Source organism: Chryseobacterium pyrolae (genome assembly GCF_025153485.1).
In the GTDB taxonomy this organism is placed as follows: Bacteria; Bacteroidota; Bacteroidia; order Flavobacteriales; family Weeksellaceae; genus Chryseobacterium; species Chryseobacterium antibioticum.
Window position 1 is genome coordinate 125,076 of record NZ_JANZQH010000009.1, and the last position, 26,895, is coordinate 151,970.

Below are 26,895 nucleotides of genomic sequence, written 5' to 3' on the forward strand. Positions count from 1 at the left end.
TACGGCTGGTACAGGGTTTTCGAAATAAATACATAATTTCGCAGCATGAGAATAGTTCTATGTGCATTGTTATGCTTTCCTCTTTCATTTTTCTCACAGACGAAGGCAAAAGTAGTTGGGATTTCAGACGGAGACACTATCACGGTTTTATTAGACGGAAATGTACAGAAGAAACTTCGCCTGGCAGAAGTAGATTGTCCGGAAAAGAGACAGCCGTTTGGTAAAAATGCCAAACAGTTTACATCAGACCAGGTTTTTGCAAGAAAAATCATGTTCACAGAGACTAATAAGGATCGCTACGGACGTTCGGTAGCCAAAGTATATTACGATAACGGAAAGTATCTTTCAGCGGAGATTATAAAAGCCGGATACGGATGGTGGTATTATTCTTATTCTAAAGATGCTGATTTAGGAGAAATGCAGGAAATTGCAAAAACCAAAAAACGGGGACTATGGCAGGATAAAAAAGCCGTATCACCCTGGGATTTCCGCAAAGAACAGCGTGAAAATGCTAAAAGGAAAAGACTTCAAAAACAAATGGAGCAGCTTGCAGAAAGAGAACAAAAATAACTTGAACATCGACGAGAGATGATTTTATGTTAAACCTTTCATCCGAATGTTCTGGTCTTAAAAATGACAGAACAACATAAAACAGGAACCGCTGCAAAAAAAGCAGCGGTTTCCTTATAATAAACATATAATAAACTAAGATTCTGTCTTGAGCAGTCCAAAATTAGACGTTGCAGGCTCCTTTCCAAAAAGGCAGGAGAAGATATTCTGAAATTCGTGAATATACTTACATCTGATAGAGTTACCATAAATTTTCAGGCCCTCCAGGATTTTTTTTGAACTTAGGTCAATGTCATATTTGATAAATATTTCTGGTCTTTCATAACGGATTCTCTGTTCTGAACTGTACGTTCGTAAAAATCCAAATTTCTCAAGCCATTCCTCCGTGATCTGAATAGGTCTGATAGAATCAGCCGGAACTGAAATACTATGAAAATCATTTTCAATTTTCACGAAATAATCTTGGTTGGCTCCGTGAAATATTTCAGTGATCGTGTAAGTCTGGTTTTTGTATTCAACTAAGTTTTTAATTTTAAGATCTGCTGCGTTCATAATATTGTGAGTTTAGAAAGGTGTGTGTTGTATTTATACTTGCAAATATTATGCCCTGCATTATAGTGAATGTCCTGTGTTTTTGAATGTTATGTTAATTTTTTCTATTCATAATTAATTATGTGTTAAAATAATACGCTTTTTTCTTAAAATCGGGATAAAATAGAAAATGCAATGTGGTGCCTGTGTGGTATATTTTCTTTGTTAAAGAACTTTAAGATCTTTATTTCTTGCAGCAAGCAGGAACGAAATACCTAAAGAAAATAGAAGGACTGTTATAAAAACATTCCATGAAAATGAATGAAGAATATAGCCTGTGCCACTTCCAAGAATACTGGATCCGAAATAATAAAAAAGCCAATAAATAGAAGTGGCGGAGGATTTTCCGTGTTTCGCACGGAGCGCAATCATCTGGCTGGCCATTGTATGAGCGGCAAAAAAAGCCAGCGTAAAAATTCCCAGACCGAAAATAATCATATAAACATTCTCTGAGAACAATAGGGCAGCACCGGAAAGCATAAAAAGCACAGAACCCTTCAGAATAAGATTACGGCTGAATCTCCTGGATAATCTGCTCGTGATCACCGTACCGAATACCCCGAAAATATACATTAGAAATATAAAAGCGATGACAAAATGGCTTAAGGAAAAAGGCGGGTCTTCAAGTCTGAAAGTCAGGAAATTGTATACACTGACGAAAGTGCCCATCAGAAGGGCTGCAATACAATATAAACGCAGCATATAGGGATCTGTGAAGAAACGCCTCATCTGTTTTACCTTGAGAGAATAATCTGTTTTCTGCGGATTAAAGAACTTTGATTTCGGAAATAGCTTCCAGAAAACTAGACCTAATATCAGACTTTCTATTCCAATGATGAGAACTGCATTTCGCCATCCGAATTCTCCCGCTAAAATAGTCGCAAGTATTCTCCCGCTCATTCCTCCAATCGTATTGCCACTGAGATACATGCTGATGGCAAGGGCAACCACAGAAATATGTACTTCTTCCGTAAGATAAGCAAGTGCCACGGCAGAAACTCCGGAGACTACAAAACCTTTTAAAAAGCCCGTTGCGATGAGCAGGCTTAGGCTGGGCATCCATGCTGAAATAATGGTAAGCAATGCGGATGAAATCAGTGAAAAGGTCATGAGACTCTTTCTTGAATAGCTGTCTGCCTTAAAAGCAAAAAACAGTAAGCCGGCTGCCATGCCAATAGTAGAAGAGGATACCAGCAGAGAACTGTCTCCTGCCGTTGTTTTGAAATATTCTGCCACTGTGGGAAGCATCGGCTGAAAAAGATAAAGCTGTGCAAAAACAGAAAGTCCCGAAAAGAAAATACAAAGTTTTATAGAACGGAACCTCTGGCTTCCTTTTTCCGCTTTTTCAGATAGATCCATGATTTTTTACGATTAAAAACACCTGGCTTTTATAGAAATTAAGGTCCAGTAAAGTTCACGATATTTTTTCAATCCTGAAAATGCTTTATTCGATAAGATGTATTGGTAAAACCAATCATTGAGCCATTTTGCTGATATATTCCGAAGGGGTAATTCCTTCGATCTGCTTAAAGACCCGGTTGAATGTAGACTGATTGGAAAATCCAGCTTCCGTATAAATGTACATTAAAGTAACTCTCTCGAGGTCATTTTCATCAAGAAGCTTCTTTACACAATTGATTCTGTATAGATTAAGGTAATTATTAAAATTGGGATAACCTTTACATCTGATTGATTTTGAAATATAGCCACTGTTGATATTCATTTCTGCAGATAATCTGGAAATATTAAAATTGACATCCTTATACAGATGTTTCTCCCTCATGATATTTTCAATTTTTTCAAACAGCTCCTCTGAGAAGGGACTATTTTCTATAGAAGGTGGTGTGGTTTTAGTTTCCACTTGTGACTTTTCCTCAATTTCGTTGTAGATTTCCACCCTCCTGATTTTGTCTTTAAAATAGAGCAGGAGCGATATGACTGCTACATTGGCGATAACCAGAAACGTATCAGTCATTTTTACATCCTCCGGACTATGTTTTGGAAAATTAAAGTCGAAATTTTTATTGATCAGATAGCCAACAACAATATTCAAAATAATAAATACGATATAAATAAGGACATATTTTCTTGAGAAAAAAACATAAGCTCCCATAGGAATGGGAATCAGCCAGACAAAACTTGCTACAGAGTTGTTCCAGAAAGCCAGCATAATATAAAAATTATAAAAGGAAGCCAGGATCATAAATAAATGAACCAGAGTATTCACCGAATAATTTTTCCGGACAATAATATAGGTATATGTCATGAAAAACAACCCGCCGTAAAGATACCATGACATGATTTTATCAGGGATAATAAAAGTAAAGGTAAGAGCAAATACAAAAAGAGTGATTGACATCAGGATAATATAATAGTGGATCAATTGTCTTTTGTAATGTTCTATTCTTTCAGTTTTTATGTTTTTTGCGGCTGTCATCTGTGTTTCGAGAATAATGAGGTTTGTTTCAATACCTATACGAGCGGTTAAACATTGAAAATAAATGTATTAAGCTATTGTCTTTTGTGTTTGGTAAGTGTTCCCGTTTTATTGCTTATTTATAAAGTGGATGGACCATTACTGATGCATTTACCGTCAGATTCACTAAAAAATCAATAACCATTGTGTTGAAGTACGATTTAAACAATGTTCCAACCGTATTTTACCTTATAAATAAAACACAAATATAATTAAAAATGGGGAAAATGAATGATCTCTTTGGAGTTGGTAAAAACAGACGATCATCCTAACAGTAGAAAAATAGGGGTAGGCTGCTCAGATCAGGAGGTTATTGTGTATCGGGGGCCGGATGTTGAAATACAATATCCGGCCTCAATTTTTGAAAACATAAAAATGATATTGACAGGCTTTCAAAACGCACTAGTGCATCATTTCATGAACTTTAATAAGCTCTGCGATATTAGAAACATTGAGCTTTTTAAAGATCCTTTTTTTATAAGTACTTACGGTAGACATCTGGATATCCAGTTTATTGCCGATTTCAAGATTTCCGGTACCATTGGCCAGCAGCTTAAAAATCTCATATTCCCGGGTCGAGAGCTTTTCAGCAGGATTACTTTTTTTATTCTGGATGATAAGCCCGATCAGCTCACCCGGATAATAGTAGCCTTTCTCTAAGACAGACCTTACGGCTTCTTTGATTTCTTCCTCACTGCTCTGTTTATTCAGATAACCTTCTGCGCCTTCCCTGATATACTGTATGGCTACTTCCTTATCATATCTTGAAAATACAAGGATCTTCAGGCCTTCCTGAAGTTTTTTAAGCTCAGGAATCATTTTCTTATACTTTGTTCCCGGCATATCAATATCCAGAAGAATAAGGTCATACTGATGCGCGGTCACATGGTTTTTTACCTGATCATAATTCTCTGCAAAATCTATTTTAATTTGTGGATGGATAGATTCTAACACTAAAGCAGTGCCTGCTCTTACTACATAGTGGTCATCAGCAACTAAGATTCTTTCATTCATATAAAGTGGGCTCTAATAAGAGTTTTTTCTACGATACTTACTTTGGTAAAATTGGAGCTGAAATGAACTTTGACAGATAGAAAATCATATACAGCATTCAAGCTTTTCCTTTTAAAATCAGGATTTTCAAGCTTTGGATTGTTTAATAGGCTGCTGTTGTTATTCATCTTGTCAGTGTAGATTTTCGCTCCCGTATCGGTGGTTATTATAGTTAGTTTTTTTATTATTTTCGATGATATCAAGTGGGACACTCCATCAAATATCTTTTGTGCAGAATTTTTCAGGATATGCCAGGCGCAACCGGATAAAATACTTAGATTAATCATGTAAAAAGCTCCGCTTTTGGAGTCGTTAATTATTGCTGTAATTCTTTCTTTGTACATTTCGTCAGAGATCCACGTAAAGTCATGGCAATGCTTGACAATAGGCTCTGCTCGTTGCATAAGACTGTTGTCAATAAGGTAGCATGTGGAAGTATGACGTTGTCTGTAAATATCCGAAAACAAAATTACAAAAAACAATGTCCAGGCTTTCATATAGGCATAAATGATCTATGCTTTCCGTTTGATTATTCCGGAAATTTATTAATAATAGTCATTGTACAAGCCGAAGTTTTTATAAGTGTTGGGAATAACTGAATACATTTCTTTTTCATTAATAGTTGCGTTTTGTGTATTGTCATTAAGTGAATTGATTCTGAGCTGTAAAATTAGTGATTTTATGCACATAAATTATCATGGTGAGAGATATTTGATCTGAATTTTATCCAATGAAACAATAGAAATTGATGAAAATTTTTCCAGGAAAATTTTATAAACGATGAAATTTTAGAAAAATTCAAAAAGCCCGGATATAGAACGATGACTGACTCCCTTATTTAAGTTCGGAATTTTCACAGAATCCTCACATCCTCACACAAAAAACCTCCCCAGAAAGAGGGAGGTGAATAAAAATTGACTATATATTGAATTAAAAACTCAATCGCTATTTGTTGTCTTCAAGCCATTTCAGCCTGCGCTGGTCGGGAAGGTGTTTTACTGTAAACCCTTCAAAAACTGCTGTGAAGCCGTTTCCGTCCGGACATGCGGCCATTAAGCCAACCATTACGGGAGTGTTGTCCTGCAGATAAGCATTGCGCATCATCGTATAATGGGTATCATCAAAAGAATAAAATACTTCCACAGCATCAAGCCTTCTTATTGCTTTTATCCAGACTGTAGAAGGTACTTTGTCTAATGTAATAACACTCCAGTCACTTGTTCCATGGGTTACCACAGTACTCAGGTTGTATTTCCCGTCTACGAATTCAATGCCTGCCTTTATGTAATTCTTTTCGTCTGTTCTCAACATAAGGCCCATTTGGTCAAATCTGGCTTTGTAATTTCCGGTGATCTTCACTTTTGCCTCGAACTCCCCACCGTAAGTTGTATAATAAAAAGGAGCATCATCTACTGTGAATCCATAATGGGAAATTCTCCAGTAGTCGCTCTGGGGAGTAACAAACATCGATAAACTATTATTTTTAATTTCCCATTTCTCCGGTTCATTGAACCAGTTCATCTTTTCCAATGTCTGCGAAAACGTTTTTTGAACCAGGAAAATAACACAAAAACTTAAAACCAATCTCTTCATTTCTCTTTAGCTGAACGTAAATTATTACTTTAGCAAAAATATTACTAAACCTATATTCTGCCAATACTGATAAATAACCATTTATGGAGATCATAGAAAAACTGAACAACCGGCTTCTGGGTAAAACGGCCGGAAAATGCCAGCTCGACATAGAGATATATAAGCAGAGGGCATTGATGTATGCACAGATGGAAGGTGCCGTATCGGTCCTAAGTGATATGCAGGCTGATAAAAGCTATGTGTACAAACCAAAGACTGCGTTGGAATTGGGCTTGAATATGGAAGAAAATCCAGCAGAAATCAACTCGATCTGGGAAGAGGAGATCATCAAGAAAATACATCCGGATGACAGACTCAAAAAATACATCCATGAATTGAGATTTTATGAACTGATGGATTCTCTGAATTCAGAACTTCGGTCAGACTATTGTGTGCTTTCAACAATCAGGATGAAAGATAAAGACAATAATTACAAAATGGTAAAACACCGGATGTTTTATATGTATTCTCCCAATAACGGGAAACTGAGATTGGCACTTTGTCTTTATCAGATCGCACTGGATCAAACGCAACCTCTTGTTTCCAATTTTATGATCATTAATACTGTGAAGGGGCAAGTGGTCGTAAAAGACAAGCTGGATTATCAAAACATACTGTCCCGAAGAGAACTGGAAGTATTGAAATACATAGGCGAAGGCTATGCCAGCAAACAGATCGCAGAATTTCTTTCGATAAGTATCAATACCGTAAGCCGACATCGCCAAAACATCCTTGAAAAACTAAATGTGAAAAACTCTGTACAGGCATTTAAAGACGGGTTTTATTAATAATAGGATAATCGTAAATACCCGAAAAGTTCACCGCGTTTCTTTTATTCTTATCTTTAATTTTACAGATTAAAATTTTACTATAAAAAATGATGATTAGGAAATGAAAAGAAGTGAAGAGATTACCATGCAGTATTTTGCTTTTCTCGAAAAACATATTCAGGAGGTGATTTCCGGAACAGTTCCCGAATTTATGGAGCTCAACGAAATTGCCGGCAAGCTTGCTGTTTCACATAAACACCTTACGGACACTGTAAAAAAAGAAAGAGGACAGCATCCCTGTTACTTTTATGATGAGAAAATTATTAATGAAGCAAAGGCTGTCATTAAAGATTCAGATCAGTCCATTGCAGAAATTGCAAGAGTCTTTACCTACGATCCTTCTAACTTTTCTAAGTTCTTCAAAAAAATGACAGGGACTACACCGGGAGAATTCAGGAAGAAGAGTAAATTAAAATGATAAAAATTCCGTCAAAGTTAGAAGTCGAAATTGAAAAAAAATAGAAGGATAAGTCCTTTTTTTGACTTCAGAATTTGACGGAATTTTTATAGCTGATTATTAAAGAAAAAAATAATATTTTAGAAATGAGGCAATTGTGAAAACATTTGTCTTTTTTTTGTGATTTATTTAGATATATTGATTTATGCTTGCCTTTTTTTTGTTAAATTTATGTCAATAAAAACCTAACTAACTGTTAAAACTGGTAAATGAATGTATCCATAAAGTAAAGTAATATGATTGTCAGATCATAACGTAAAAGTCCTATATGATGTATAATATTTAATATAATAGATAGATTTTACAAGCTTTAATTAATCATATATTTGTTTCTTCAAACAACTAACATTAACAACTAACAACATTAAGGATGAGTATCGATTTTACAACAGCAACTTTTAAGGATTTTGAGAATATTCCCGATTATGATATTCTTCAAAGAGCAGAAATCTTCAGCGATTTTCTGGATTACATGAAATCTAATGGGCGTTTGCATTACAGATTGAGAAATACTTCCGGAACCAACGCAACATTAAATGTAGAAATTGCCAACCAAAGCAGAGAATATGTAAGTTTCGTGTCCAGTGATTATTTAGGATTTACCCAGCACCCGAAAGTAAAGCAGGCTGCGATAGAAGGAATAGAAAAATACGGAACAGGTACGGGAGCTACACCTCTTATCGGAGGATATTTTGATTATCATGACAAATTAGAAAAAAGAATTGCAGATTTTTTTGGAAGAGACGGTGAGGAAGCAGTGGTTTTTACCACCGGATATACTGCAAACAGTGCCATGTTACAATGCCTTATGAAAGCGGAAGATCTGGCTATTTTAGACATGGCAGTTCATGCCAGTGTACATGAAGGATGTGCGTATACTAATAAAAAAACGTTTCAACACAATAATTTGGAACATTTGGAACACATTTTGAAGACATCAGAGAATCAGTACCGTACAAAACTCGTTGTAATCGATGGAGTGTATTCCCAGGATGGTGATATTTCGCATACCAGAGAGATCTATGACCTTGTTAAAAAGTATAACGCTTTTCTAATGGTAGATGATGTTCATGGTATAGGGGTGTTGGGAGAAACAGGAAGAGGAACTTTAGAACAGACAGATTTGCTTAGTAAAGTGGACATTATGACAGGAACTTTTAGTAAAACTTTTGGTAACCTGGGAGGATACGTTATTGCCGATAAAAAAATAGCCACTTTCCTTAAATTCCAATCCCGCCAGCAAATCTTTTCAGCTACAGCGCCGCCTTCTTCAGCAGGAGTTATTAAAGCTATAGAATTAATAGATGAAGAACCGGTTTGGAGAGAAAAGCTTTGGAGTAATATCAACTATCTTAAAAAAGGGCTTGATGATCTGGGACTTGATACAGGAACTACCTGTTCAGCCATTGTTCCTGTAAAGATTGGGGATCCCCATATTACAGGCGATGTAGGAAGGCTATTGATGGAGCAGGGGATTTATACAAACCCTATCATATATCCTGCTGTATCAAGAAAAGATGCAAGAATCAGGATGAGTGTAACGGCCCGACATGAGAAGGAACATTTGGATAAAACTTTAAATATATTTGAAGATATCAATACAAAATTGCATATTGCAAAAAAATAATAAATTATGCCCAGAAAAGTAGTGCAAGGTCCCATCAGGGACAAAGAAAAAACCAAACAGAAACTGCTGGCGGCAGTTGGTAAAATCCTTAGAGTAAAAGGTTATTCTGGATTAAAGGTGAGTAAAATTGCTGCTGTAGCAGGTTTTGACAAAAAACTGATCTATGAGTATTTTGGCAGTACAGATAAACTTATTGATGAATATATCAGATCTCAGGATTATTGGAGCAAAATAAGCCAGGACAGTGTAGATGTAGATTTGTCAGACGGTGGAAAAGAGCTTTGTAAGAAAGCGGTGCTTGCGCAATTCGAAAGTTTTAGGAAAAATAAGGAATTACAGAAAATTATCCTTTGGGAACTTTCTGAAAGTAAACCGATTCTTAAAAAATTAAACGAGCAGAGAGAAGAGGCCGGAGAAGTTTTGTTTGAAAACATCATCGATCCTTATTTCGGAGATCAGGCAATTAGAACAAGAGCTATCATGGCATTACTTGTTTCAGGAGCTTACTACCTAAACCTTTACACAGGATACAATGCCAACAAATTCTGCGGTGTGGATCTGAAAAGTGATGAAGGAAGAAAAGCTATTGAGGACGCTATCGCTGAATTAATTGATCTGTCTTACGTAAAAAAATAATGATTAAGAGTTTTCCAATTTTACCGAAAATAAATTTTTGTTGATAATTTGAAAACTTTTAATTTTCAAATTAAAACTATATTTCTTATTTTTGACCAATGGAAAATTTTATCGTATCTGCAAGAAAATATCGCCCACAGCAGTTTGACACTGTAGTAGGGCAATCTCATATTACGGATACGTTAGAACACGCTATTGGAGAAAATCAACTGGCTCAGGCCTTACTTTTCTGCGGTCCCAGGGGTGTAGGCAAAACTACATGCGCCAGAATTCTGGCCAGGAAAATCAATGAAAAGGATGGTTCTGTTTCAGAAGACGGCTTCGCCTATAACATCTATGAACTGGATGCGGCGTCCAACAATTCCGTGGATGATATCAGGGAACTGATTGATCAAGTCCGCTTTGCGCCTCAGGTAGGTAAATATAAAGTTTATATTATCGATGAGGTGCACATGCTGTCTTCTGCCGCCTTCAATGCTTTCCTTAAAACACTTGAAGAACCGCCGGCACACGCTATTTTTATTTTGGCGACTACAGAGAAGCATAAAATAATTCCTACCATTTTATCGCGCTGCCAGATCTATGACTTTAAGAGAATTACCATAGAAGATATTCAGGGACATTTAAAAAACATCGCTCAGAAGGAGAATATCCAGTATGAAGACGATGCTCTCTATTTAATTGCCCAGAAAGCCGATGGTGCTTTAAGAGATGCACTTTCCATTTTCGACAGACTTTCTACTTTCTCCCAGAAAAATATCACGCTGGCCAAAGCCGCCGAAGTTCTCAATATTCTGGATTACGACCAGTATCTTAATATAGTAGACCTGGCCAAAGAGAATAAAATTCCCGAAGTCCTTTTTGCTTTTAATGATATTGTAAAAAAAGGTTTCGATCCCCATATCTTTATTGCAGGATTAGGAAATCATTTCAGAGATCTGATGATGGCCCAGAATGCCAGAACAATAGAACTCATTGAAGTCGGGGAGAGGACAAAAGTGAAATTCGTAGAGCAAAGCCAGAAATGGAATGCCCAGCAGCTCATCGACGGCGTTGAAATCTGCAACCATGCGGATATTAATTATAAGAACTCCAAGAATCCAAGACTTACAGTAGAAATTGCATTAATGCAGCTGTCTTCCCTGACAGCTAATTTAGGCGATACTAAAAAAAAAAGTTCTTAATACTGGCCCCGTTTCTCAGTGAGAAACAGGAAGTGAGGATTATTCCCGAAAAAGCTCCCGAGAAAAAAGAAGTAAAGGTAGAAAAACCTGTCCAGCCTGAGGTTGTGCAGGAAACTGCTGTAAAAACTACGAAACCATTGTCAAGACAGGGGATTTCTTCAGGTTTTAGCATCAATTCTTTCCTGAATAAAGAAGAGAAAGAGATCAAAGAAGAAACCGTGGCTGTAAGAACAGAAAGCCTTCCTAAAAACCATTTTACAGAAACAGATCTGCAGATGGAATGGAACCTTATGTTGAAGCAGCTTCAGACCAGAAGCAGTTTTATCTTTAATGCCGTAAAAGCATTTAAACTGATAAAGTCCGGGGAAAATACCATTAAAGTTTTATATCCTTCAGATTCTGCCAAAGTGGAATTTGATAAAATAGCCGGAGAATTCTTTAATCATTTTAAAACAAAGGTTCATAACCATGCCATTGAAGTAGACTACCAGAGGGACTTCGATAGTCTCAAGATAGAGGTCGTGACCAAAAGAAAAATATTTGAAAAATTCATTGAAAAAAATCCAATTTTAAAAGACCTTGACGATCTGATGAAGTTTGATTTGACATAAGTTTTTGTATTTATGGCAATTTTTTTTTGTCAGAATGAGTTTTTTTATATCTTTGTCAAATAATTTTGTGAAAAATAACTTTTTGACAAAAACAAATTAGATTTAAAAAGCTAAATAAACAGAAGTTTCAGAACTCAAGTGGAAAAATTAGTACTCCCATATCTGTCTCATTTTGCACCCGCTAATTATTTTAGCGGTTATTTTAGTTTTTCTGCTTTCTATTATAGAAATTTCAGAACGTATTATCGATTTTATTGGTACTGCTAACTGAATTTCTTTCCAAAAAATACAGGAGAATTAAAGTCCTTTTATTTTCCTGATTCCTTTAAACCATTTTTGAACGGCATTTTTTGAAAAGAATTATAAAGTAAATTTTATAATGAAAGGACTATTGCTGTTAATTTGAAAAATAAAAAAACAATAAATTTTAAAAGTATGAATTTAATCGATGTAAAGAACGAGTGGATCAATGAGCTTTCGCAGCCATTAATGATCGCGGGACCATGCAGTGCGGAAAGTGAAGCTCAGATGCTTGAAACCGCTAAAAGAATAAGAGAAACCAATGCTAACGTCTCTATTTTCCGTGCAGGAATCTGGAAGCCTCGTACAAAACCAAACGGTTTTGAAGGAGTAGGGGTAATAGGTCTGAACTGGCTGAAAAAAGTAAAAGAAGAATACGGATTCAAGACCGCTACGGAAGTAGCCAACGCTCACCATGTATTCGCTGCTCTGGAAGCAGACGTAGATGTTCTTTGGATCGGAGCACGTTCTACAGTAAACCCATTTACCGTTCAGGAAATTGCTATGGCTTTAAGAGGAACTGATAAGCCGGTATTCGTGAAAAATCCTGTAAACCCGGATCTTGCTTTATGGATTGGTGCTTTGGAAAGGCTTTTAGGACAGGATATTAAAAACCTGGGAGTAATTCACAGAGGATTTTCAACCTACCAGAAAACAAAATACAGAAACAACCCGAACTGGCAGATTGCCCTTGATTTCAAAAGCCAGTTTCCCAATATTCCAATGCTGATCGACCCTTCCCACATCTGTGGAAACAGAACAGGTCTTGCAGACATTACACAGGAAGCCCTTAACGTAGGATACCAGGGAGCTATCATTGAAACGCACTGTAACCCTGATGAAGCGTGGAGCGATGCCTCACAGCAGATCACCCCTGAAGTATTGGCAGAACTGATCGGAAACTTAAAAGTAAGAAATTCAGGTCTGGCAGGTTTTGATAATGAAATGGGAAGACACAGAACTCTGATCTCTGATCTTGACTTCCAGTTGATTGAACTTCTTTCCCAAAGAATGAAGATTTCTGAAAAGATCGGTAAGCTTAAAAAAGAGAATGACATTGCGATCTTCCAGCCTGAAAGATGGAAAGTAATCACCGAATACGCAAATCAGAAAGCAAAGGAAACAGGAATGTCTCATGAATTTATTGAGAAAGTATTCAAAGCGATTCACGAAGAATCTATTGAAGTACAGAACAGTATTATGATCGATAGACAATAAGTGATCAATAATAAGTAACAGGGCTTGGGAAATAGGGAAGAGTTTACTCAGATACCGAAATCCTAAGCCCTAATTGCTTATCTTTGTAGCCAATTATCATATGAAAGGAAAAATCATTAAATCTACAGGCAGCTGGTATCAGGTCATGGAATTCGGAACAGATAAAGTTTTCGAAGCCAGAATCCGTGGCAAATTCAAACTTATCAAAACAAGACTTACTAATCCGCTTGCTGTAGGAGATTTTGTGGAATTTCAGTTAGAACAGGATGACGTGGCGTGGATCACCAAAATTGAAACACGTACGAATTACCTGATCAGAAAATCCGTAAACCTTTCAAAAGAAGCCCATATTATTGCTTCCAATATAAATCTGGCCTGCTTTATCTTTACCCTGAAGCATCCGGAAACTTCACTTGGATTTCTGGACAGATTTCTGGCCTGCTGCGAAGCATATAATATTACACCTTTGATTTTATTCAATAAAATTGATGTTCTGAACGAAGAAGAAATAGAGCTGGTGAAGGATATAGAATTTCTTTATCAGGAAATAGGCTATGACAGTTTGGAAATTTCATCCTATTCCAAATTGAATTTCGATCAGCTTCAGGAACTTCTCAAAGATAAAACCTCTGTATTTTTCGGACATTCAGGATGTGGAAAATCTACATTGGTGAATGCATTGCAGCCTGGGTTAAATTTAAAAACTTCTGAAATTTCAGATTCCCACCTGAAAGGAAAACATACCACCACATTTGCTCAGATGCACTTCTGGGATTTTGGCGGAAATGTTATTGATACCCCTGGTGTACGTGAATTCGCCATGATCGACATTGAAAAAGAGGAAGTACAACATTATTTCCCTGAAATCTTCAGAAAAAGGAAGGAGTGTAAATTTCACAACTGCCTTCATATTAACGAACCAAAATGTGCCGTTCTTGATGCCCTTGAAACCGGAGAGATCCAGTATTCACGCTATGCGAACTATACAAAATTGATGGAAGAGGCTGAAGAAGCTTCCAAACCATAAGAATATTTCCCACTTTCAATCAGATTTCTGCATTTCCCTTGGATTATATATTCAATTGGAAGCATTTCCATGACTGTTAAAGAACAGGAAAGAATAGATTCTTTATTCCCGCTTATATCCATAGAGTAGAAGAATAAGAAATTCACTGGTTCAAATCAGTCAAATACCGTTTGCACCCATAATGTCTGGGTAGTGCTAAAATTAATGCTTTGCATAAATCTAAAATAGAAATCCTGCTATTTCTATGCATCTACAGACTCCAACATTCGCAATTATTCCAGAAAAAAAATTAAAACGACAGTTTCTCCAGGCTAAAAACATTTCCATTTTTACAATAACTCCACTTTTTGAATCTATTATTTCGACAGAAATGACAATTTTTGGCAGTTTAAATTTTGTTCAAAAACAAATATAGAAAAAATATCAAAAAATTAATTTTACCTCATTGATTGAAATAGAAGCAATAATGTATTAATATGATTTTAATGGGTTTTAAAAATTATTGAATCTTCAATAAAATGGTTGAATTTTTACAAATAAAAAACCCAGCCGAAGCTGGGTAAAAACTAATAACCATGAAAACTCAAATTAAACATGAGAATCGTAATAGAATTAACAACTTTTGTGCCAAAGTTTTTTTTGAGTTTCTTAATAAAAGTTATTTTTATGTTAAAAAAAATTAAAATAAAAATCAAAGATATTTTTTGTAATTTTGCGGCATTAAAAAAATATACATTTATGTCTAACATTACATTCACTATGATTAAGCCTGATGCAGTAGCAGACGGACATATCGGTGCTATATTAGGTAAGATCGCAGAAGGAGGTTTTAAGATCAAAGCTTTAAAATTAACTCAGCTTACAGTTGCTGATGCTAAAAAATTCTATGAAGTACACGCTGAAAGACCATTTTATGGGGAATTGGTAGAATTCATGAGTTCAGGTCCTATCGTAGCTGCTGTTTTAGAAAAAGACAATGCAGTTGAAGACTTCAGAACATTGATCGGTTCTACAAACCCTGCAGATGCAGCAGAGGGTACCATCAGAAAAATGTTTGCCAGAAGCATCGGAGAAAATGCAGTTCATGGTTCAGATTCTGACGAGAACGCTCTTATCGAAGCTCAATTCCATTTTTCAGGAAGAGAGATTTTCTAAGAAAATACTCTTAAAAAATATAAATCCAGAGAATCTTTCTCTGGATTTTTTTTGTGCCAAAATGTCTTGAAATAGGAGCTTATAAATTATTTTCTATAGCTCCAACCTTTTCCCTGTGTAGTTCTACAGGCTTGTCCAGCAATACGGCAATGACTGTCATATGTTTGTCAAGCCTTTCCTTAGGGATGTCGATATAGATAATTCCCGGGGTGTCACTCCAATACAGTTTATTGTAAATTTCATGACTGATAATAGATCCTTCACCCACAATTCTGACTCTTGCAATTCCATTTTTTATTCCTTTCAGAGCAATGGGGCCTGTAGGAGTTCCTTCAACGAACAGGTAGATGGTCTGTCTGTCTTTTGACAGTGCACTCATTCCGGGATAATGCCCTTCCGGAAGTCCTTTTCCTGTTTCGTATAAAGCTTCCGCATGCTTACTGATCCATTGCAAAGTTTCTGGATTCGTTTTAGCAGTCTTGGGAATTTTCATTTCCTGTCCGTCACTGGTGAGCCCTGACCCATTCAGTAGGTTATTTCCGCTATGCAGCAGATCTGCCATATCATAAGCTGCCATCTTTGTGCTTTTGTTTTCCAGTATCTCAGTGAGAGTATGGGTGTCTTTTTTGAAATTTTTCAGGAGAACAGGAGAATTCTTAAAGGTAAGCTCTACTGTTGTAACATCCTGATCAAATGCTACCTTAGACAGATCAATCGTTAGGGTACCTTCATTTGTGAAGCTGAAATTGACTTTATCATGACCGTTGCCAACAATTTTCACAGAATCTGGTTGAGTGGCCAAACCATACACTTTCACAAAATCTTTCGCTTCTTCAAGATAAAGGAATATGGATTTTTGGGTACCGGAAACAGAAGATTTTCCTTTAAAGTTTTCAAACGAAAGTCCACGTGTGGTTCCATAGATGGCTTCTTTATTTTTTGAGGTCCATCTTCCCAGGTTTTTTAAAATTTCAACCTGTTTTTCAGGGATAGTGCCATCCGGTTTTGGTCCGATGTCAAGAAGTAAATTTCCTCCCATGCTGATCACATCTGCTAAAGTTCTGACAATCATATTCGGAGTTTTATAATGATGATCGTTGGGCTGATATCCCCACGAATCATTCATCGTATAGCAGAGTTCCCAATATTGGCTTTGCGGGCTTACGACAGGAATTCCCTGTTCCGGAGTATCATAGTCTCCGTGGTTGGTAAGCCTGGAATTGATAATAATGTCAGTATTGTATTTCTTTAAAATCTCCAAGGTCTGCGGAGCTTTCCATTCCCCGGAAGAATGTTCCCAGTCACCGTCAAACCATAGAAGATCAGGATGGTATTGTAAGGAGAGTTCCTTTAATTGTGTCTGGTAATAATCGGTAAACTGCTCCCAGCGTTTCGGATCATTTTTGATTTCGTATCGCTTTTTTGTTCGTGTATTGATATCATAATAGGGGTGGCTCCAGTCAGGAAGAGAAAAATAAAGGCCTGTTTTGAGCCCTGACTTTTTAAGGCTCATCACAAAAGGCGTTAAAACGTCTTTTTTAGCTAAAGAATGAGTCGGTATGGTCACTGCTTTTTCAGCTTTTGAGTTCCAGAGCGCGACACCATCATGATGTTTGGTGGTAATGACCGCATATTGAGCACCGGATTTTTTGATCAAATCGGTCCATTCGTCCGGTCGGTATTGTGAAGCTGAAAAACCATTCAGCTGTTTCATATAATTTTCGTGGTTGATGTAATTATTGAAGAACGACCATGATTCGGAGATTCCGTCTACAGAGTAGATTCCCCAATGGATAAAAATACCAAGTTTGGCGTTTTTAAACCATTCCATTTTTTGAGTATTTGATGAAGTGGTCTGAGCGTTAATACCATGTGATGTTGCTATTAATCCTAAGAAAACGGCTTTGATCAACCTGTTTTTCATGTTCCTTTATAATTTAACGTTAAATATAAATAAAGAAGATCAAATTTCCGGATAATAACAATGAATCTCTGCTTCAATAATAAAATACGAAAGCCGAACTTTAAATTTTGAAATGTTCTATGATAATTTGTTGTATTTTTAACAAAATCATGAATGGAATACTTATTGTAAGTTTCATTAAAAAAAGAATATGAAAATTCCAGCATTAGTAATGGCCAGTTTAATGGCTGTAAGCGTATCAGGGCAGACTTCAAAACCTGTAAAAAAGGCAAAAAAGCCAGTAACTAAAGTCAAAAAAGCCGATTCTCCCAAGTCTGTAAAAACAGCAGAGACAAAATTTGTCCCAAAGAGAGATACCATTCTAAGAAGTGGTGGCAACTGTCCGGCTTGTGGAATGGGATAACCTATGAGCAGACCGCTGTTAGGATTGTCAATGATGCCGGAAGCAGATTTTGTTTCCGCGATACTCCCTATCCTACAGAATAATTCTGTGGATGTATTGGAATGGTCCTTTGACACATTTTATGATGCAGACGAACCGGATTGGCTTTCGGGCCTTCTAGATTTTTATGCAGAAAATAACAGACTCCTCGGTCACGGAGTTTACTACTCACTCTTTGATGCCAGATGGACCGACAGGCAGGAAGTCTGGCTTAAGAAATTAAAAGAAGAACTGCGACACAGAAAATACAATCATATCACTGAGCACTTCGGATTTATGAATACCGAAAATTTCCACCAGGGTGTTCCTTTGCCGGTTCCCATGCATTCCAGGATTCTTCAGATTGGGAAAGATAGACTCAGAAGGCTTCAGGATGTTGTAGATATTCCTATTGGTGTAGAGAATCTTGCCTTTTCGTTTTCTATCGATGATGTGAAAGAGCAGGGGGAGTTTCTAGATAAACTTGTTGAGGATATTGACGGTTTTCTTATCCTGGATCTCCATAATATTTATTGTCAATCCTGTAATTTTGAAGTAGACATGCAGGAGATTATAAAGCTTTATCCACTGGAAAAAGTAAAAGAAATACATCTCTCCGGAGGGAGCTGGCAGGAAAGTGCTTACGGAAAGAAGCCCGTCAGAAGAGATACCCATGATGACCGTATTCCGGGTAAAATAGTAGAGATATTGCCTGAAGTTTTTTCTCAATGCCCCAACCTGGAGTATGTCATTATCGAAAGGCTTGGGCATACATTAAATGTGGAGTCTGAAAAGCAGACTTTTTTTGCTGATTTTAATCGGGTTAAAGAAATGATTGAAATGTCAGATGATCTTCCCGGAAATAGGCAAGTTTGGAACAAAAAGAAAGGGGAGTACTCAAAGCCTGTTGAAGATCTGTTGCTCTATGATGAACAGACAAAGCTGACGAAGCTTCTGTTTGATGAAGAAAGTACAGGATCTGTTAAAAATCAGAAATTTCATTATTTTAAACCGGAAAGTTGGGATGAAGAAATGATCATGACCGCACAGCAAATCATCAAAAAATGGAATCCTTACTAGGATTTTTTTTGCTTTATATCACAAATCAAAATATATGAAAATGACAACGGTATTTTTACTAATTACTGCCGTTCTTACGGCTTTGATTGCTGGGCTTTTCTATGCCTACTCATGTTCTGTAGTGCTCGGATTGGGAAAACTTTCTGACACAGAATATCTGAAATCTATGCAGAGCATTAACCGCGAAATTCTTAATCCGGTATTTTTTATGAGTTTTATGGGAACTGCTGTGTTGCTTCCCGTGACAACCTTTCTGTTTCGCGGTGAACAACCCGTTTTTATCTTTCTTCTGCTGGCTTCTGCTGCTTATTTGATCGGTGTATTTGGGGTGACGGTTGCAGGAAATGTCCCTTTGAATGATATGCTTGACAAGTTTGATATCAGCAGCTCGACAGCAGAGGCGGTTAATCAGATGCGCGAAAGCTTTGAAAACCGGTGGAATCTTTTAAATACGATCAGGACGGTATTTTCAGTCATAAGTATTATTTTGGTGGTTTGTGCCTGTATTTGGCGCAAAGAGCTGCCCTAATGATGTCCGTGATTAAGTAGAAATACTTAATGGAGATTCAGTGTTTCTACGGATGCGCGGTATGTGTTTTTATTTGCAATTTTACGTCAGCAATAACCCAAGGAATCTTAAGCATTAAGTCTTACAACAAAAAACTAATAACCACATAAGCTCAAATTCCGCAAGAAGAAAGGCAGCCCTCAAGAGCTGCCTTTTTCGTATTTTAAAGTTGAATTTTTTAGATCTTTAAAAGCTCTATCGTTCTTTCCGGGCTTTCTGCAGAGAATACTGCATTTCCTGCGACTAGAACGTCTGCTCCTGCTTCAAAAAGTTTGGACGCATTTTCAAGATTTACCCCACCGTCAATTTCGATCAGTGCAGTTGAATTATTGCTCAAAATAAGATCCTTGGTCTCCGCAATCTTTTTGTAGGTGTTCTCAATGAACTTCTGTCCTCCAAATCCTGGATTAACACTCATTAAAAGAACAAGATCTACATCAGCAATGATGTCTTCCAGCATGAGTACCGGAGTAGAAGGATTCAGAACAACGCCTGCTTTTACACCTCTGCTCTGAATATGGTGAATCGTTCTGTGGAGATGGGTACATGCTTCGTAATGTATAGAGATCAGATCTGCACCGTGATTGATGAACTCATCCACATACTTATCCGGTTCCACGATCATCAAATGAACGTCTACAAACTTTTTAGCATGCTGCTGAACGGTCTTCATCACAGGAAAACCAAATGAAATGTTGGGAACAAATCTTCCGTCCATCACGTCGATGTGGAACCAGTCTGCCTGGGAGTTGTTCAGCATTTCAATGTCTCTTTGCAGATTCCCGAAGTCTGCGGATAAAAGGGAAGGAGCAATAAGCTTCGTTTTCATTTTTACTTTTTATACTTTTACTTAGATGGTAAGACATCAGATGCAAGATATCAGAGGTCAGACTTTTAAAGAAGGCAAATACGCGCAATCATTTAAGTCTGTTATCTGATGTCTGAAATCTGGTATTTCAATTAATGATATTTCAGCTTCATTTCCGGTTTAATCTTCAGAAGCGTTTCGTAAATCAGCTTGATCACGTTGCCTACGTCTTCTTTAGATACCATTTCTACCGTTGTATGCATGTAGCGCAAAGGTAGGGAAATTAGTGCACTTGGTACTCCGCCGTTGGAATGGGCAAAAGCATCAGTATCTGTTCCTGTAGCTCTGCTTGCGGCAGCTCTCTGGAAAGGGATTTTCTTAGTTTTTGCTGTATCAATGATAAGTTCCCTGATGGTATGATGGATGCTTGGAGCAAAGAAAACCACAGGCCCGTCACCGCACTTCTGGTCGCCTTCTTTTTTCTTCTCGATCATTGGGGTGGTGGTGTCGTGGGTAACGTCTGTTACGATAGCGATATTAGGTTGAATAGTATCAGCAATCATATCGGCACCATATAATCCAACTTCTTCCTGTACTGAATTTGTGATGTACAGCCCAAAAGGGATCGATTTTTTGTTCTCCTTTAAAAGTCTTGCCACTTCTGCGATCATAAACCCTCCGATTCTGTTATCCAATGCTCTGCAGACAAAATACCGGTCGTTCATTTCAAAGAATTCGTCAGGGTAGGTGATCATGCATCCTACATAAATTCCCATTTCTTCTACTTCTTTTTTAGAAATAGCTCCACAGTCGATAAAGATGTTTTCAATTTTAGGGACAGGTTCATTTTGATTGGTTCTGGTATGAATGGCGGGCCATCCGAATACCCCTTTTACAATTCCGTTTTCACCATGGATGTGAACAACTTTGGATGGAGCAATGGTCTGATCCGAGCCTCCGTTTCTGATTACATAGATCAATCCGTCATCTGTAATGTAATTCACGTACCACGAGATTTCATCAGCGTGTGCTTCAATTACTACTTTAAATTCGGCCTCGGGATTGATTATCCCATAGCATGTTCCATAATGATCCACTTCTATTGTATCTACATACGGTCTGATGTAGTCCATCCAGATTTCCTGGCCTTTGTGTTCGTAACCTGTTGGAGAAGAGGTGTTTAAATATTTTTCTAAAAATTTTAAAGATTTCTTTTCAAATTTCATAAAAAGGAATGATTTTTGCGTTTAATTTTTGTTATTATAAGTGTAAAAATAATGAATTTTAGTAAGATTGTCTGTCTTTTTATCTTCTTTTTTGGAGTCAGTGTTTTTGGTCAGAAGGATTCTATCGTTGCAAAACCTCTCAATCAATATCCTGCGGAATCATTGAAAGTAGATGAGTTCGGTAATAAATATTATTATGACGAACGTCAGAAGATGAAGGTTTATGAAATTAACGGCGAGCCGGTGGTGGTGCTGGATGAGCTTGTTTTGGTGAATAAACCGAGGTTTAATAACCAACTGGATAAAAATTACTATTATTTCCTTAATAAAAAGCTGAACAGAGTCTATCCACTGTTTGTTACTGCTCTTCAGCAGTACAGAGACATGCAGGCCGACATGAACGACATGGACAGTAAAGCAAAAAGGAAATTTGTAAAAGAAAGACAGAATATGCTTGCTGATCAGTATGAAAAGCAACTAAGGGATCTTACCACTACGGAAGGTCAGGTTTTTGCCAAGCTGATGAACAGGGCTACCGGTAAGAATGTATATGAGATCATTAAAGAACTTAGAGGCGGATGGAGCGCTTTTTGGTGGAATGTAAAAGGTAAAATGGCGGATATCGACCTGAAAGATCAATACAACCCACATAAGAACAGAACGGATGAGTTTATAGAATCCCTGCTTCAGTCCAACTGGAATTCCGGGTATCTTCAACCTTATCCTGGAGCCGGAGATTTCAAAGTCAGAAAATAAATATAAAATTCCTGTAAATCATTTACAGGAATTTTTCTTTTAATTTATCGAAGACAATTTTATCTACAGGAAGCGGAAAGGGATTATCCGGTCTGTCGATGTCCAGCCATTCTGTTTTCTCAATACATGGATCCAGAATAAGGAAATCTTCTTCGGTAGTAATGTTTACTATATAATATATGGTAAGCAGCTGTTCGTTTTCTCTGAAACGGGAAACCAGGAAGTCTTCCTGTGTATACAAATGTTCCACCACTTCTATCTTTACATTAAGTTCTTCATCAAATTCCCGGTGGAGACACTCCAGAAGTCCTTCACCAAATTCCAGACCACCTCCCGGAAACTTCATTAACGGCTCACCTGCATATTCTTCAAAAAGGGTCAGTACTTTTTTATCTTTTACTGCGCACGCATATACTCTAATGTTGACCTTATCAATCATATATAATATTTTGTATAGCTAAAATAAGGAAATAAGTGGAAAAGGCGAAACCAAAAAGACAAATTTGCCATTCTCTGCTTGGCTCTTTTAGGATTAATTTTTGCCAGTTCTTAGCTTTCCTCGTTTACTTCGTTCTCATTGTTTTTCATTTTCACGGCATTCATCATCTCTCTTTTTCCCGGAGGTCCCTGTTTTTTCTCTACTTTAAAATGGAGCTCCTGAAGAATTCTCCTTACACTTCCTTTTGAAGAGTAGGTTGTTAATAAACCGTTAACGGACATTTTGTCGGAAACCATTTCAAATAGTGGTTTTTCCCATAAGTCAGGCTGTACTCTTGCGCCAAAGCAATCGTAATAAACCAGGTTGATTTTTGGTAAGTCTATGTCTTTCAGAGAGAAGAAGTCGCATTCTATCTTTTTCAGATTAAAACCAGTAATGATTTCAACGGATTTTCCCCAGTCTGCCTGATGAATTTTTTGATAAATATTTTTGAATTCCGGGTTATCAAAATGCTCAAAGTAGGCAAGATCATTAATTTCGGATTCATTTATGGGGTATTTTTCCAGGGAAAAATAGTTGATGACATGATTTTTGTCAGTTTTTAAATATTCATTAATTGTCACCAAAACATTCAAACCTGTTCCAAAACCGAGTTCTAAAATATTAATTTCATAATCATTTAACTGATTTAGCCCATTTTTGATAAACACATGTTCTGCTTCCTGGAGCGCTCCATGATGAGAATGATAGTTTTCATTTAAATCATTGATAAACAATGTTTTACTACCGTCGTTTGTGGTCTTAATCTCTCTTTTCAAGCTATTTTTTTGTCAAATTTACTCCAAAATTTTTATATTTAGAAAATTATGTTAAATTTGTAGAACATCGTAAAAATTTTTAAAAATGATAATTCAAAAAACTGAAAACTCCAGACTTTCGGAATTCGATCCGAACAATTTTTCATTTGGAAGTACTTTTATTGACCATATGGTGATATGTGAGTATGAAAATGGAAAATGGGGTGATGTAAAATTGGTTCCTTACGGTCCTATACCATTTACACCGGCCATGATGGGTGTAAACTACGGACAAGCTTGTTTTGAAGGTATGAAAGCTTATAAAGACAAAGACGGGCAGGTTTTCCTTTTCAGGCCAGAAAAGAATTTTGAGCGTATCAACAAATCAGCAACTCGTCTGGCAATGCCGGAAGTAACTGAGGAAATGTTTTTAGACGGATTAAAAGCATTAGTGGATATCGACAGAAATTGGATTCCACAAGGAGAAGGAATGTCATTATATATAAGACCATTGATTTTTGCTACGGAGGAAGCTCTGAAAGCAAGAGTTGCCAATAAATATATGTTTGCCATCGTTGCAACACCAGCGAAAAGTTACTATTCAGAACCTGTTTCTGTAAAGATTTCAGATCATTATTCAAGAGCTGCCAACGGAGGAGTAGGTTCAGCTAAAGCAGCAGGTAACTATGCCGCTTCTTTCTATCCTACACAGTTGGCTATCGAAGAAGGATATGAGCAGATTATCTGGACAGATGATGCAACTCACGAATATTTTGAAGAGAGTGGAACAATGAACGTATTCGTAAGAATTAACGATACGATCTATACGCCGCCTACCTCTGAAAAAATCCTTGACGGAGTAACAAGAGACAGCTTCATCCAACTGGCCAAGAAAAGAGGAATTGAAGTGAAAATAGAGCCTGTAGCAGTGAAAACTGTGGTAGAAGCTCAGAAGAACGGAACATTAAAAGAAGTTTGGGGAGTAGGAACTGCAGTGGTAACTACCGTATTCCAGGCTTTAGGATATGAAGGCGTAAAACTTGAGCTTCCAAGATTGTCAGATGAGGAAAGCTATGCAGCAATCCTTAAAAAAGATCTTACAGATCTTCAGAACAACCTTAGCGAAGATGCTTTCGGATGGAGAGTAGTCGTTGAAAAAGACGTTCTGGAAACTGTTTAATTTTAACATTATTTGATTCAATAATACGACCGGCGGAAATTTATTCTGCCGGTTTTTTTATTTTCTCGCGAAATATTGGTAATTTTTCAGAAATTTACAATACTATGCCATTCATGAAATTCAAATTACCTCTTGGTCTGCTTTCGGTCATCAGCGTTTTAGCTTTTTCCTCATGCAGCAATGATGATGATACAGAGCAGTCGGTAAATGATTCAGCTGTAATAACCGTAGAAAATATAATTGATAGTAAAGCACTGACCCAATTCGGAACTTTCCAGAATGCGGGTTCATCACCTCTTCTTAATCCCGGAGAATCTACTTCCTTTAGTTTTTATGCAGGAAAAGGCCAGACGATAAGCTTTGCAGCGATGTACGGAAATAGTAATGATTTATTTTTTGGGCCAGCTAATCCTGGACTCAAACTGTATCAGGATAATGGGAATCCGGTAACCGGGAATGTTTCTTCACAGATCAGACTTTGGGATAACGGGACACGTAAAAATGAACCTACAGGCCCCTCAGTTAATCATCCGGGGACAGCGGAATCTCCTCAATTGAATGTGGCTGAAATTACATTAGCCGTACCTGCTTCACAATTGCTGAAAGCTGAGCTTACCTATGAAGGAGGAACAAAATTTACTTTGAAATTAACCAATACCTCAGGCGGCACAGCCAATGAAACTCCTATAAGTGCAGGAGTATGGGCTGTTTCCCATATTTCAGGATCAACTCTTTTGAAAGAAGATCCTATTTTTTCACCGGGTAAATTATCAGCCAACGGATTAACAGATCTTGCTGAATTGGGAAAAACGACGCCTCTCGAACAGTATCTTACGGGCATCACCGGTCCCAACTCTCCTTTTTCACCGGTATTGGTCGTAGTCTACAGCGGTAATGATAGTCCTATATTTAAGACAGGGGAGAATGACCGCGGACAGGGCCTTAAGGAACTGTCTCAACAGGGGAATGCTGATATTTTAGCCGCTTTTCTAAAGACGAAGTCAGGGGTAAAAGAAGTATATGTGCTTAAAGATCCAACAACAACTATTTTGCAGCCCAGAATAAACGGGAACAATGGCGGTAAAGCTTCACAAACCATATCAGCGCGCAAAGGAGACCGTATTGCACTGGCAACGATGTACGGACAGTCTAATGACTGGTTTATTGCTGCTGTTAATAATGGAGTAGATGGCTCAACGAGAGGAGATATCTCTTCGATCATGGGGCTTTTTGATAGTGGAACGCTACAGAGTTCTTATCCCGGAGCGCATATCGGATCTCAGCCGGCGCAGGCTGAAAGCCAGCCGGTACAGCAACTAGCCAACCCCAATCAGTTTAATAGACTTCCTTCATTGCCACAGATGATCAAAGTGACTATTCAATAATATTTTAATATCAAAATCAAAACATATAATCATCTCTTCATGGGGTGATTTTTTGTTTCAAATAACCCATTTATTTAACCACAAAAGGCACAAAAGTTTTTAATGTTAAGCACTGTAATTTTAAAAGTTTTATCATCTTGAAAACAATAAGATCACATAAGCAGAAAATCAAAGATTTTCATAAGAACTTAAGTGTATTTTTTTTGCAGCTGAATTTTAAACTTTAAATACACTTAAATGTTTCAAAACTTTTGTCCTTTTGTGGTTGAATTTTTTAAATATTTGAATTTTTTTAATCTTTAAATCTCCTGTAAATCCATCCCCCGGAAATACTTCACCATTTTCTCCAAAATTTTTTAAAACCTATTGAACAATATTTCCCCGAAATGCGTATTTTCGCAAAAGTTTATGAAAAAATTACTCTTCATATCAGCAATAAGTCTGTTAAGCTGTAACCGGAATGCCCCCACGGCACATCCTCCTGTAGGTGGAGTGTTGAGCCAGAAAGACCTGGATGTTTCGAAGGAAAGGATGAGGAATCTGAATACCATAGAAAGAGGGCAGATCCAGGACTGGATCACCGGGCAGTCTGTGAAGTATTATCCTACACAGCTTAATTACTGGGTAACTGTTGAAGGTTTTGATCAGAGAACAAGAAGAGCGGATGATACACCAATTTCCTATTCTTATGATCTGTATGATTTTGATGAAACCAAGATCTACGATAAACCTTTTGAAAGAAGAGATGCCAGATTCGGGCATTTTGATGAACTGAAAGCGGTAGAGAATGCTTTGCGTTTTATGCATGATGGAGAGGAAGTAACGCTTTTGGTCCCTTCTTCACTGGCCTACGGAACCTTTGGAGATGAAAAGAATATAGACAACGATATACCATTAATCATAAAATTAAAAGCTCTATAATAATGAAATTGTTTAACAAGAAT

28 protein-coding genes are annotated in these 26,895 nt (G+C 37.2%); 17 read left to right on the top strand and 11 right to left on the bottom strand.

Features of this window, described 5'->3' with window-relative positions:
* Window positions 1–45: 45 nt before the first annotated feature.
* Window positions 46–570: a thermonuclease family protein gene (locus NZD88_RS17480; RefSeq protein ID WP_259830851.1), complete on the top strand. Its 525-nt coding sequence runs from the start codon at window positions 46–48 to the stop codon at window positions 568–570.
* Between the two features lie 135 nt (window positions 571–705).
* Here the strand turns inward: NZD88_RS17480 and NZD88_RS17485 are convergent, their stop codons facing one another.
* From NZD88_RS17485 to NZD88_RS17510, 6 genes are all read right to left on the bottom strand, one after another.
* On the bottom strand, window positions 706–1,122 hold the full coding sequence (locus tag NZD88_RS17485; RefSeq protein WP_259830853.1) for a hypothetical protein: 417 nt from the start codon (window positions 1,120–1,122) through the stop codon (window positions 706–708).
* 204 nt (window positions 1,123–1,326) lie between these two features.
* Window positions 1,327–2,520 (bottom strand): MFS transporter, encoded by a 1,194-nt coding sequence (locus tag NZD88_RS17490; protein ID WP_259830855.1) that lies wholly within the window; start codon window positions 2,518–2,520, stop codon window positions 1,327–1,329.
* A 115-nt stretch (window positions 2,521–2,635) separates the two neighbouring features.
* Window positions 2,636–3,598, bottom strand: coding sequence for a helix-turn-helix domain-containing protein (locus tag NZD88_RS17495; protein ID WP_259830857.1), 963 nt, complete (start codon window positions 3,596–3,598; stop codon window positions 2,636–2,638).
* Between the two features lie 441 nt (window positions 3,599–4,039).
* A complete protein-coding gene (locus tag NZD88_RS17500; protein WP_259830858.1) occupies window positions 4,040–4,651 on the bottom strand; it encodes a response regulator transcription factor in 612 nt (203 codons plus the stop codon).
* Complete coding sequence (locus tag NZD88_RS17505; RefSeq protein WP_259830860.1) at window positions 4,648–5,187, bottom strand: hypothetical protein; 540 nt, start codon at window positions 5,185–5,187, stop codon at window positions 4,648–4,650. Before NZD88_RS17505 ends, NZD88_RS17500 begins: the two co-directional genes overlap by 4 nt.
* A gap of 448 nt (window positions 5,188–5,635) precedes the next feature.
* A complete protein-coding gene (locus NZD88_RS17510; RefSeq protein ID WP_259830862.1) occupies window positions 5,636–6,283 on the bottom strand; it encodes a DUF1349 domain-containing protein in 648 nt (215 codons plus the stop codon).
* Between the two features lie 83 nt (window positions 6,284–6,366).
* Between NZD88_RS17510 and NZD88_RS17515 the strand changes: the two genes are divergently transcribed.
* The 9 genes from NZD88_RS17515 to NZD88_RS17555 all read left to right on the top strand — a co-directional run bounded on the left by NZD88_RS17515 (window position 6,367) and on the right by NZD88_RS17555 (window position 15,367).
* Window positions 6,367–7,110, top strand: coding sequence for a response regulator transcription factor (locus NZD88_RS17515; RefSeq protein WP_259830864.1), 744 nt, complete (start codon window positions 6,367–6,369; stop codon window positions 7,108–7,110).
* Between the two features lie 103 nt (window positions 7,111–7,213).
* Window positions 7,214–7,570 (top strand): helix-turn-helix domain-containing protein, encoded by a 357-nt coding sequence (locus tag NZD88_RS17520; RefSeq protein WP_259830866.1) that lies wholly within the window; start codon window positions 7,214–7,216, stop codon window positions 7,568–7,570.
* A gap of 409 nt (window positions 7,571–7,979) precedes the next feature.
* Window positions 7,980–9,236: an aminotransferase class I/II-fold pyridoxal phosphate-dependent enzyme gene (locus NZD88_RS17525; protein WP_259830868.1), complete on the top strand. Its 1,257-nt coding sequence runs from the start codon at window positions 7,980–7,982 to the stop codon at window positions 9,234–9,236.
* A 6-nt stretch (window positions 9,237–9,242) separates the two neighbouring features.
* A complete protein-coding gene (locus NZD88_RS17530) occupies window positions 9,243–9,872 on the top strand; it encodes a TetR/AcrR family transcriptional regulator (protein ID WP_169236204.1) in 630 nt (209 codons plus the stop codon).
* Window positions 9,873–9,970: 98 nt separating this feature from the next.
* Window positions 9,971–11,056, top strand: a complete 1,086-nt coding sequence (dnaX, locus tag NZD88_RS17535; protein WP_169236205.1) for a DNA polymerase III subunit gamma/tau — start codon at window positions 9,971–9,973, stop codon at window positions 11,054–11,056.
* 32 nt (window positions 11,057–11,088) lie between these two features.
* Window positions 11,089–11,667, top strand: a complete 579-nt coding sequence (locus NZD88_RS17540; RefSeq protein WP_259830870.1) for a hypothetical protein — start codon at window positions 11,089–11,091, stop codon at window positions 11,665–11,667.
* A 435-nt stretch (window positions 11,668–12,102) separates the two neighbouring features.
* Complete coding sequence (locus NZD88_RS17545) at window positions 12,103–13,185, top strand: chorismate mutase (RefSeq protein ID WP_169236206.1); 1,083 nt, start codon at window positions 12,103–12,105, stop codon at window positions 13,183–13,185.
* A gap of 100 nt (window positions 13,186–13,285) precedes the next feature.
* A complete protein-coding gene (gene rsgA / locus NZD88_RS17550; RefSeq protein ID WP_259830873.1) occupies window positions 13,286–14,212 on the top strand; it encodes a ribosome small subunit-dependent GTPase A in 927 nt (308 codons plus the stop codon).
* 738 nt (window positions 14,213–14,950) lie between these two features.
* Complete coding sequence (locus NZD88_RS17555; RefSeq protein ID WP_034707297.1) at window positions 14,951–15,367, top strand: nucleoside-diphosphate kinase; 417 nt, start codon at window positions 14,951–14,953, stop codon at window positions 15,365–15,367.
* Between the two features lie 79 nt (window positions 15,368–15,446).
* Here the strand turns inward: NZD88_RS17555 and NZD88_RS17560 are convergent, their stop codons facing one another.
* On the bottom strand, window positions 15,447–17,291 hold the full coding sequence (locus NZD88_RS17560; protein WP_259830875.1) for an alpha-L-fucosidase: 1,845 nt from the start codon (window positions 17,289–17,291) through the stop codon (window positions 15,447–15,449).
* Between the two features lie 190 nt (window positions 17,292–17,481).
* Here NZD88_RS17560 and chrA point away from each other — a divergent pair, with 190 nt between their 5' ends.
* Genes chrA through chrI form a run of 3 tightly spaced genes read left to right on the top strand, consistent with a single transcriptional unit; the run spans window position 17,482 to window position 19,321 of the window.
* On the top strand, window positions 17,482–17,694 hold the full coding sequence (chrA, locus tag NZD88_RS17565; protein ID WP_259830877.1) for an MNIO class RiPP chryseobasin precursor ChrA: 213 nt from the start codon (window positions 17,482–17,484) through the stop codon (window positions 17,692–17,694).
* 3 nt (window positions 17,695–17,697) lie between these two features.
* Window positions 17,698–18,792: an MNIO family chryseobactin maturase gene (gene chrH / locus NZD88_RS17570; RefSeq protein WP_259830879.1), complete on the top strand. Its 1,095-nt coding sequence runs from the start codon at window positions 17,698–17,700 to the stop codon at window positions 18,790–18,792.
* Window positions 18,793–18,832: 40 nt separating this feature from the next.
* Complete coding sequence (gene chrI, locus NZD88_RS17575) at window positions 18,833–19,321, top strand: chryseobasin maturation helper ChrI (RefSeq protein ID WP_259830880.1); 489 nt, start codon at window positions 18,833–18,835, stop codon at window positions 19,319–19,321.
* A gap of 217 nt (window positions 19,322–19,538) precedes the next feature.
* On the opposite strand, the gene rpe is transcribed toward chrI, so the two are convergent.
* Window positions 19,539–20,189: a ribulose-phosphate 3-epimerase gene (gene rpe, locus NZD88_RS17580; protein ID WP_169236212.1), complete on the bottom strand. Its 651-nt coding sequence runs from the start codon at window positions 20,187–20,189 to the stop codon at window positions 19,539–19,541.
* Between the two features lie 131 nt (window positions 20,190–20,320).
* Complete coding sequence (chrP, locus tag NZD88_RS17585) at window positions 20,321–21,394, bottom strand: chryseobasin maturation metalloprotease ChrP (RefSeq protein ID WP_169236213.1); 1,074 nt, start codon at window positions 21,392–21,394, stop codon at window positions 20,321–20,323.
* Window positions 21,395–21,445: 51 nt separating this feature from the next.
* Between chrP and NZD88_RS17590 the strand changes: the two genes are divergently transcribed.
* Window positions 21,446–22,150 (top strand): DUF4294 domain-containing protein, encoded by a 705-nt coding sequence (locus tag NZD88_RS17590; RefSeq protein WP_169236214.1) that lies wholly within the window; start codon window positions 21,446–21,448, stop codon window positions 22,148–22,150.
* Window positions 22,151–22,172: 22 nt separating this feature from the next.
* On the opposite strand, the gene NZD88_RS17595 is transcribed toward NZD88_RS17590, so the two are convergent.
* Both NZD88_RS17595 and mnmC2 read right to left on the bottom strand, forming a co-directional pair.
* Window positions 22,173–22,589, bottom strand: coding sequence for an NUDIX domain-containing protein (locus NZD88_RS17595; RefSeq protein ID WP_169236215.1), 417 nt, complete (start codon window positions 22,587–22,589; stop codon window positions 22,173–22,175).
* Window positions 22,590–22,699: 110 nt separating this feature from the next.
* Window positions 22,700–23,407, bottom strand: a complete 708-nt coding sequence (mnmC2, locus tag NZD88_RS17600; RefSeq protein ID WP_259830883.1) for a tRNA (5-methylaminomethyl-2-thiouridine)(34)-methyltransferase MnmC2 — start codon at window positions 23,405–23,407, stop codon at window positions 22,700–22,702.
* An 85-nt stretch (window positions 23,408–23,492) separates the two neighbouring features.
* Here mnmC2 and NZD88_RS17605 point away from each other — a divergent pair, with 85 nt between their 5' ends.
* The 3 genes from NZD88_RS17605 to NZD88_RS17615 all read left to right on the top strand — a co-directional run bounded on the left by NZD88_RS17605 (window position 23,493) and on the right by NZD88_RS17615 (window position 26,872).
* A complete protein-coding gene (locus NZD88_RS17605; RefSeq protein ID WP_259830885.1) occupies window positions 23,493–24,566 on the top strand; it encodes a branched-chain amino acid aminotransferase in 1,074 nt (357 codons plus the stop codon).
* A 113-nt stretch (window positions 24,567–24,679) separates the two neighbouring features.
* Window positions 24,680–25,951: a spondin domain-containing protein gene (locus NZD88_RS17610; RefSeq protein ID WP_259830887.1), complete on the top strand. Its 1,272-nt coding sequence runs from the start codon at window positions 24,680–24,682 to the stop codon at window positions 25,949–25,951.
* Between the two features lie 408 nt (window positions 25,952–26,359).
* Window positions 26,360–26,872 carry an FKBP-type peptidyl-prolyl cis-trans isomerase gene (locus tag NZD88_RS17615; RefSeq protein WP_169236219.1) on the top strand — a complete coding sequence of 171 codons (513 nt, stop codon included), beginning with the start codon at window positions 26,360–26,362 and terminating at the stop codon, window positions 26,870–26,872.
* Window positions 26,873–26,895 lie beyond the last annotated feature (23 nt).